The following is a 7,925-nucleotide window of genomic DNA, read 5'->3' as shown; positions in this document are numbered from 1 at the left end:
CTTCACGACGTGGAGCACGCTCAGAACGCTCTTCTTTCTGCTTAAGCATGATAGAAGGCTCAGTAACAGCTTTTTTAGTACGCATGATCATGTTACGTAGAACTGCATCGTTAAAACGGAAAGCAGTTTCTAGCTCATCAATCGCTTCTTGTGGCGCTTCAACGTTCATTAGAACGTAGTGTGCTTTGTGAAGCTTGTTGATTGGGTAAGCCATTTGACGGCGGCCCCAGTCTTCTAGACGGTGGATAGTACCGTTAGCTTCAGTGATTGAACCAGTGTAACGCTCGATCATGCCAGCAACTTGCTCGCTTTGATCAGGGTGCACCATGAATACGATTTCGTAGTGACGCATTGGTTGCTCCTTACGGATTATTAGCTTCCACAGTTGGTCGGTCGTCCAGAGGAAGCAAGGAACGAATAATAAGACCGAAAATGAGCGGCGATATTACAAGAAGTTGCTGCGTTAAACAACTAAGTATTTAGGTATTTATCTGGATAGACCATTGGCCTTGGTGGCATACGTTATACTTCCGCCAGTTTTTAAATTAATAGTGTCGTTGTATGTTTCTAACACCTTATATTTCAAGAGAAAATTCGAAGTTCCAGTTCACTCGTCAACAAGCTAGCCATTTTGCTAAAAAAGTCGCTGGGGATTTCAATCCTATCCACGACGAAGACAGCAAGCGTTTTTGTGTGCCGGGCGATCTGCTTTTTGCAGCCTTGCTAGATAAAGAAGGCATTAGCCAAAAGATGCGTTTTGAATTCTCTGGAATGGTCAACGACGGTGTTGAACTCGAAGTACAGCGTAACAGCGACAGTGAATCTGTGGTTGTCGATGATAATGGCAAAGAGTATCTGCGTTTCTCTCACTCAGGTGAGCAAAGCCGCTCTGCTGAGTTTATTGAGCACGTGGTATCGAACTACGTGCAATTCTCTGGCATGAACTTCCCGCACATTATGGTGCCACTGATGCAAGAAAAGCAGATGATGATCAACTCCCAGCGCCCGCTGGTGATTTACGAGAGCATGGAAGTGGAGTTTTCTCGTTTAGATCTGACGCACCCAGAGGTTGAGTTTAGCGGTGCAACGTTTGATATTGAAGGTAAGCGCGGTACCGTGACACTGAACTTTAACTTTAAAGAAGATGGCATTGTCATTGGTAAAGGCGTTAAGCGAATGGTGGCTAGCGGTCTTAAACCTTATTCGGATGAGGCGATCGATGATCTCGTAGAGCGATTCAACGCTCGCAAAGATGCTTTCCTAATGCAGTTGGCGGCTTAACTGGCTCTAAGTATCAAATTTTGCTAGTCTATTTCGGATGACATCAACCTGCCCGGATGATGAATCATTAGAGGGGGAGCGCAATGCTCTTCCTCTTTCCAAGGAAAAGGACGCATGACCCCTAGTAAAACCAAAACTTCATTTTATCGCCGCTTGTATCTCGCTTATCTTATTGATTCTGGCTGCAATACCATCCCAAAGATCCAATCTAGCATCGAAATTCCACGCCGTACGGCTCAAGACACGATTAATGCTCTGCATGAGCTAGATATCGAATGTGAGTTCACGGGTGCACTGAAAAATGGTCACTACCAGATTGTTTCTTGGGGGCCTTTTGACTCAAGCTGGATTAAAGACAATGCCGATCGCATGGCGCAGACCCTAGGCTATTTGAAAAAGTAGGGCGACTGGCAACCTTAAACGTAACCACTTAGCGCGGAAGTTTGATGACAGTCAGAGCTTTTGGCAGGTAGTCTGCACTTTTAAAAACAGGTAGAATAGTCAACCCGAACAAATGGGGCTGTATGTTTGTACAGTCCTTATCTACTATTGGAAGCGTCATTGTTATGATGTCCAAAGAGAAGAAAATGAATTTTAGTGTTGAAGTATTAGCGGATATCCTTTCCCAATCTAAATCGACCATGGAAGCACGTATTCGTCGTGGTGAGTTAAAGCGCTGCGAAGAGTCTGGCACCATTGGGCTTGACCAAGTTGAACATCACCCAGAGATCCAGTCGATGGTTCAAACCCTTTGGGATGATGAACGCGCTGTGAAACCATTGCGACCTTACAAACTGGTCGAGCTGTTCGCTGGTGGTGGCGGCCTTGCTATTGGCATGGAACAAGCGGGCCTTGAGAGCATTCTTCTTAACGAAATGGACAAGCACGCCTGTGCGACGTTGCGCCATAACCGACCAGATTGGAATGTGATTGAAGGCGACATTGCTAAAGTGGATTTCACCCAGATTGAAGAAGAGGTGGATATTCTTACTGGCGGCTTCCCATGTCAGGCATTTTCTTATGCAGGTAAGAGCCTAGGTTTTGAAGATACTCGCGGTACCTTGTTTTTCGAAATGGCGCGTGCCATCAAAGAAACTCAGCCAAAAGTATTCTTGGCAGAAAACGTAAGAGCACTGCTTACTCACGACGATGGTCGCACCCTAGAAACCATTAAAAGCGTCATTGATGAACTCGGTTATGAGTTGGTTGAGCCGCGCGTACTCAAAGCGATATTCTACAAAGTTCCACAAAAACGTGAACGCTTGATCTTGGTTGCTATCCGAAAAGATCTGGCGCAAAAAGTGAAGTTTCATTGGCCTTCACCTTATCGCAAAGTGATGACGCTTCGTGATGCATTTTACGCGGGTGAACTTTACGACACGGATGTACCTGAGTCAGAAGGCCAGCTTTACCCAGAGCGCAAACGCGAAATCATGGAGCATGTACCGCAAGGTGGCTACTGGCGCGATCTGTCAGATGATCTGCAGCGTGAATACATGGGCGGTAGCTACTTCCTAGGTGGTGGTAAGACGGGCATGGCAAGACGTCTCTCTTTGGATGAGCCGAGTTTGACGCTCACCACGTCTCCAGCACAAAAACAAACGGAACGCTGCCATCCTATTGAAACGCGCCCGCTTCAAGTAAGAGAGTACGCACGTATTCAGACTTTCCCGGACAATTGGGAGTTTAAAGGCTCGAAGAACGCTGCGTATAAGCAAATCGGTAATGCGGTACCGGTGAATATGTCTAAAGCGTTAGGGCATTCACTGGTAAGGCTACTTAACGATATCGAATCTCTTGAGCAGCCAACCACTGGCAACGCGTAATAACGAGTAGTACGCAATAGCAAACAAGGAAGCCTTTTGGCTTCCTTGTTTGCATTTAGCGATAATGTTGTATGTCCAAACAAAGACGCTTGGGGCTTTTATGATTCCAGTACAGTCTCTGGAATATTGGGTTTCTTAGGTCAAAGACGTAACTGCCAGAAGAGTCGCCTTTGGTGTAAAGAGTGTCTTTGTCATAACCTTTTGAGGTGATGTTCTTCAGTTTGTTTGTTCTAGGGTTGACTAGTCTCGGCTCAAAGTTTTCAAGATAGTCAAACCACGCTTTGTGTTCTGGCTCATCGCGTGAGTATTCAGGTGGTTTGCGAAATTCTTCCTTGTACCAATGAATGGGCACTTGATAGTCAAGTTCGAACTGACGCAATTGAGAGAAGTTCACCTTCCATATCCCCGCTAATTGTCCAACTTCAAAGACTTCGTCGTTGTAGCACTTTTGCCCGTTTTGCACAGAATAGCGTTGCATTGTTTTGGCTGCCCACTTCACCCAAACATAGATGGTGACGTCTGTACCTTGCTCAAGCAGTTTGTTGTAATGTAGAGAGTCCTTTAAATCCATGGTGAGTGCGTATTGAGGGTCGATACCGTAGTTCAGCGCCATAAACAGTGGTGACGCCTTGGTTTTCAATTCAGCGACGAGCTTCTCGTTTACGATCAAGTCGGGATGATAAGGGTTGGCTTCCTTCTCTGGATGGATGGCGATACGCTCTTCAGACTGAATAAATCCGTTGTCTTGCAACTTTTTAAAGGTTTTTACGAACAAGCTCTCTTGATTCTCCCCTTGTGCACAGGCAAAAGACTTGTTGTTCAGCTCAGCGAAGCTGATTTCGTTATTTTCAAAATCCTTTAGCTCATACGGCATAGTTAACTCACTTTCCCTAGTCTAAGTGCGGCAAGATAGAGGTTTCTATTTGGTTGATATCAGGTTAATCCGATTCAATGCACAGTCGCAAACCCTAAGGTGCGCGACTTGTTTGATATGTATCGAGAAATATGAGGCTTTTGGTGATGATGTTATCAGAAGGGTGTCGATAGGCCCGAAACGGGCACTATCCTATTCAACAGTTGGAAATTATTTTGAGTCTCAACAGGCTAGAAGGTAAACCCGGCCATAAAGCTTAGCGTTGTTGCATCAAAACCTGAGTCGAGTGTTTTGCCGTCAACATTGATGGTATCGATACCGGCTAAGTGTGCGTGTATATTGAGTGAAAAGCGCTCGCTAACATGGTAGCCAAGACCAACGAAAGGTTGGTATTTACGCTCGTTGATATCGTAAATGATATCTGAATTCCCGTCCGTGCCATAAACATCTTCACTGATGTTGACGTTCATTTGAGCAATGCCGAGTTTGAGTGCCAAGCCGTCTAACATTCCGTCATTAAATCGGTAACCAGTGTATAGACCGTAATGCTGTGCCGATTTTTTGCTGGTAAACGTTGGGTTGGTAATGCCTGGGTAAGTGCCTGTCTGACTGTTGCTTTCGTCGGAAGAGCCAAAATTAAACTGGCCGCCGATAATAAAGTTATCGTAGACGATGGTTTCTATGCCGCCAGCAAAACCTTTATGGCTGTCGACGCCAAGTAGAAACTGTACCGGGCTTGCGTAAGTGGTAGCGGATGCGAGGAGCGTCAGTGTAAGAGTGATACGAGAAAGGGACACTGTAATTCCTTTTAAAATGCGTGTAATTACATTAAGGCTAAATTGCGTTGAGGCTGGTTGCAATACAAAAATTTGAGTTTTGCACTCAATGACAAATAAGGTAGGGCTTTGGTCTGTTAAGACGTGATTTTGGCTGAAATAACAACAAAAAAACTCCGTTCATCTGTCGGAATAAACGGAGTTCTTTATGATGTAATACACGGTTTAGCTTGGCTAAATTAGCCATGTCGGGCATTTTGAGTATGGCGATGTGCCAATTAGTGACCGGCGAATTTAACGCGGATCTTGCTGCCACCAAACATAGTTAGGTTTAGCTCTTTAATCGCTACCTTCGCTTCTTCAATTTCAGGCATAGTTACAAACGCGAAGCCCTTCGACTTTCCTGTCTCTTTGTCTAGTACGAGTGTGCACTCGGTAACTCGGCCGTACTCACGGAACTGAAGGCGTACATCGTGCTCTGTGGTTTCGCGAGATAGGTTGCGTACTAAGATTTGCATAATTGACCATCTGTAATCAAGGGTGAATAACGGGCGGATTGTCGCAGGTTATGCCTTTGAAACCAAGTGATTCCTGCCCGTTTCTTCGATTTTCTTACCTTCTTTGCATGACTTCTGCCCTTTTGCATAAAAGCTAAGGTGTGATGTCACTAAAGCTTACCGCCTGAACCTTGCCATTCTTGAGCGATGTGGTCTTGTTCACTTTGCCTTGATAGTAGTATGGCGTGAAGCTTGGGAGTCTTTCATCGTTCACTGCGTAATACAGGGTCACTGGGTTATGATTGAGTGACCCTGATGCCAGTGTGCCAATCAGAGCGTGTTCAAATTGGTGATAACCATTTCCCCAGTGGAAGGCTTTGGTTGATTTTGGATTTAGACCCACACCGCCATATTTATGGTCAACCCATACGTTCATAAAGCCAGTGGTGGTATCACCGAGTGGTGCTCTAGCTTTTCCAACATCCATAGAGAGCGTCATAGCGGCTTGGTCAAGCTCCGCCCGTTCCCAAGAAGAGGCGCCACCACTGTTTGGTCTACTTTGCCATGTCGGGATGGTGGTGCCTTTTAGCGCTTCTTGCTGCTCTTTGGGGAAGAAATCGGCGACATATTCAAATGGCATGTTGTACTGGGCTCTTTCTAGTGTTACTTCCATGCCTTGCTTAGCGAAGGTCTCCCAGTCTGGCTTATCCAGGAGCTGGGCGGTGAGATAGGTCATCCAATACGCTTTAATGGTATGACCGAAGTCATTATGTTTCGCGTTAGGCTGCATCACGGCTTTGTGGTGTATGGCTCCGTAGAATCGCTGCTCATCATCGGCGTGATAATCATTGACTAAGATTTGTGTTAGCCACTCGAGATCCGCTAGCCATTTGGTTTTATGAGGCTCGGGAAGTAGAGGGGCGACTAGGAGCATGTAGCCATTGATTTGATCAAGCTGTGCGACCAGTTCGTGTTGTTTGGCGCTTTGGTCATCGCCATCTTCCAATACCCAGGCTAGGCCGACGTCGTCATTGAGTTTGTATTTATCGAAGATGAACGCTTGCTGTTCGACGAGTGCTTTCTCTACCTTAGGGTCGCGCGTTAGGTAGTAATACATGGCAAGGCCAACAAGGGCGTAAGCTTGGTCTTGGGAGGTGCGTTGTGTCCACTTTAGACCCGGCTTATCGTCTTCGGTGAACGAGATAAATCCACCGTTCTCGGCGTCTTGAAGTTGGTCAATGAGGTAGTAAGCCCCGTCTTTGGCAAGTTCGAGCGCTTTAACATCGCCGGTAAGATGAAAAAGAACGCCATAAGCGTAAGTCTGGCGTGACTTCATACGTGTGTATTCGCGCCCAAAGTGAGGGATGATCCAGCCGTGTTGCAGCTCTGGGCAGACGTTGGATATGTCTAATAACTCTCCATTATCGCAGCGAAATGTTGGGAAATTGCCGACGGGGACACCTTGCGCTGCTTCATGCATCCAGTAAGGAGCGAGACCTTGCTTGGCGTGTGTTAGCCACGCTTGTGTGCTCGGAAAGGTATCTTCTGGTGTCACTGACGATGCTTGTGACGCCATCGCACCACAAGAGGCTGCGATAGACAGAGCTAAAATAGAGGTGCGAAGAGAATAAGACAACATGACGTATCCTTTTTTTTATAAGTGTTTGAATTGCTGAAACTATAGCGCCATAACACCTATACAAACTGTTGTGCAGTTCAAGAGTTTTACAATGAAAAAAGCCAAGCAGGGGGAGCTTGGCTTGGAGGTCACGTTTTATCAAGCGCTGGTTTTGGAGAAGGTTGGTCGTTTGCCGGTGACATCTTTGATTTTCATAATCAGAATGATGGAGGCGAGCAATAAGGTGATGGCGTTGGCAATGATGATTGGTGGGTCAGTCACTAATACACCATACGCAAGCCAAAGCGCGACACCGGTGACGAAGATTGAATACATTGCTAGTGAGATGGATTGGGTATCTCGGGTCTTGAATATGTGCAGCACTTGAGGAATGAAAGAACAAGTGGTGCAAAACGCTGCGATATAGCCGAGTGTGGTGATACTCAACATATTATTGCTCCAGAATGGATGTGTTGTTAAAGCAATAGAACCCTTAGCCACCGTCATTCCTGTGAAGACAAGAATCTACTTGAGGCTTGGTGTGCGCTTAAAGAAGACCCCTGCCTGCGCAGGGGTGACGACTAAATTGGGTCTTTACAACTCTCAACACCGTCATTCCTGTGAAGACAGGAATCTACTTAAGGCTTGGTGTGCGCTTAAAGAAGACCCCTGCTGCGCAGGGGGGGACGACTAAATTGGGTCTTTACAACCCTCAACACCGTCATTCCTGTGAAGACAGGAATCTACTTGAGGCTTGGTGTGCGCTTGTACTGATGGTCACATAGGTAACACTTTAAACCGGCCACATAGGTAACACCCTATGTTGGCCGAATTACTTTTCCAACAACTTCATCTACAATCCCTAATCTCATTTCTCCAAATCGAAGCAACCAACATCGATTGTCGATATATTCCAAACTAACGTACTCACCTAATAGTCTTCTCGTGACGTAAATGGCTTGCCCGTTAAGTTTAATATAGCCGCCACATTTCACCTTTCTGACTTCATGTTCGCTAGGGTATTCCAGCGGAGGTAATTGATTGGGGAATGGT

At 46.1% G+C, this 7,925-nt stretch carries 10 protein-coding genes; 3 read left to right on the top strand and 7 right to left on the bottom strand.

The features are described 5' to 3' along the window. Nucleotides 1-352: 30S ribosomal protein S6 (rpsF, locus tag L4C42_RS23390; protein ID WP_429761827.1), on the bottom strand; the 352-nt coding region annotated here is incomplete at its 3' end. Nucleotides 353-561: 209 nt separating this feature from the next. Here rpsF and L4C42_RS23385 point away from each other — a divergent pair. The 3 genes from L4C42_RS23385 (at nucleotide 562) to L4C42_RS23375 (ending at nucleotide 3,107) form a co-directional block, all read left to right on the top strand. After that, nucleotides 562-1,281: a DUF3581 domain-containing protein gene (locus L4C42_RS23385; RefSeq protein WP_429761826.1), complete on the top strand. Its 720-nt coding sequence runs from the start codon at nucleotides 562-564 to the stop codon at nucleotides 1,279-1,281. Between the two features lie 114 nt (nucleotides 1,282-1,395). Further along, nucleotides 1,396-1,683 (top strand): helix-turn-helix domain-containing protein, encoded by a 288-nt coding sequence (locus L4C42_RS23380; protein WP_429761825.1) that lies wholly within the window; start codon nucleotides 1,396-1,398, stop codon nucleotides 1,681-1,683. Between the two features lie 185 nt (nucleotides 1,684-1,868). After that, on the top strand, nucleotides 1,869-3,107 hold the full coding sequence (locus L4C42_RS23375) for a DNA cytosine methyltransferase (RefSeq protein ID WP_429761824.1): 1,239 nt from the start codon (nucleotides 1,869-1,871) through the stop codon (nucleotides 3,105-3,107). A 55-nt stretch (nucleotides 3,108-3,162) separates the two neighbouring features. Here the strand turns inward: L4C42_RS23375 and L4C42_RS23370 are convergent, their stop codons facing one another. The 6 genes from L4C42_RS23370 to L4C42_RS23345 form a co-directional block, all read right to left on the bottom strand. Continuing rightward, nucleotides 3,163-3,981, bottom strand: a complete 819-nt coding sequence (locus tag L4C42_RS23370) for a hypothetical protein (RefSeq protein ID WP_429761823.1) — start codon at nucleotides 3,979-3,981, stop codon at nucleotides 3,163-3,165. A 230-nt stretch (nucleotides 3,982-4,211) separates the two neighbouring features. Next, on the bottom strand, nucleotides 4,212-4,778 hold the full coding sequence (locus tag L4C42_RS23365; RefSeq protein ID WP_429761822.1) for an outer membrane beta-barrel protein: 567 nt from the start codon (nucleotides 4,776-4,778) through the stop codon (nucleotides 4,212-4,214). A 257-nt stretch (nucleotides 4,779-5,035) separates the two neighbouring features. After that, nucleotides 5,036-5,275, bottom strand: a complete 240-nt coding sequence (locus L4C42_RS23360; protein WP_429761821.1) for an RNA recognition motif domain-containing protein — start codon at nucleotides 5,273-5,275, stop codon at nucleotides 5,036-5,038. A 133-nt stretch (nucleotides 5,276-5,408) separates the two neighbouring features. Next, the gene (locus L4C42_RS23355) at nucleotides 5,409-6,830 is read right to left on the bottom strand and encodes an AGE family epimerase/isomerase (protein WP_429761828.1); all 1,422 of its coding nucleotides are present in this window, start codon (nucleotides 6,828-6,830) and stop codon (nucleotides 5,409-5,411) included. 201 nt (nucleotides 6,831-7,031) lie between these two features. After that, a complete protein-coding gene (locus tag L4C42_RS23350; RefSeq protein ID WP_353496506.1) occupies nucleotides 7,032-7,322 on the bottom strand; it encodes a SemiSWEET transporter in 291 nt (96 codons plus the stop codon). A gap of 368 nt (nucleotides 7,323-7,690) precedes the next feature. After that, nucleotides 7,691-7,925, bottom strand: a 235-nt coding sequence (locus tag L4C42_RS23345; protein WP_429761800.1) for a hypothetical protein, incomplete at its 5' end; no start/stop codon positions are given.

The organism is Vibrio wakamikoensis (genome assembly GCF_050337275.1).
GTDB classification, from domain to species: Bacteria; Pseudomonadota; Gammaproteobacteria; order Enterobacterales; family Vibrionaceae; genus Vibrio; species Vibrio chaetopteri.
The sequence above is the reverse complement of the archived record's forward strand: the minus strand, read 5'-3'. Positions and strand labels throughout refer to the sequence as shown.

Bases quoted from the DNA above. Each gene is read 5' to 3' on its own strand.
- L4C42_RS23385 (WP_429761826.1), top strand. From the start codon at position 562: ATGTTTCTAACACCTTATATTTCAAGAGAAAATTCGAAGTTCCAGTTC.
- L4C42_RS23380 (WP_429761825.1), top strand. From the start codon at position 1,396: ATGACCCCTAGTAAAACCAAAACTTCATTTTATCGCCGCTTGTATCTC.
- L4C42_RS23375 (WP_429761824.1), top strand. From the start codon at position 1,869: ATGAATTTTAGTGTTGAAGTATTAGCGGATATCCTTTCCCAATCTAAA.
- L4C42_RS23370 (WP_429761823.1), bottom strand. From the start codon at position 3,981: ATGCCGTATGAGCTAAAGGATTTTGAAAATAACGAAATCAGCTTCGCT.
- L4C42_RS23360 (WP_429761821.1), bottom strand. From the start codon at position 5,275: ATGCAAATCTTAGTACGCAACCTATCTCGCGAAACCACAGAGCACGAT.
- L4C42_RS23355 (WP_429761828.1), bottom strand. From the start codon at position 6,830: ATGGCGTCACAAGCATCGTCAGTGACACCAGAAGATACCTTTCCGAGC.
- L4C42_RS23350 (WP_353496506.1), bottom strand. From the start codon at position 7,322: ATGTTGAGTATCACCACACTCGGCTATATCGCAGCGTTTTGCACCACT.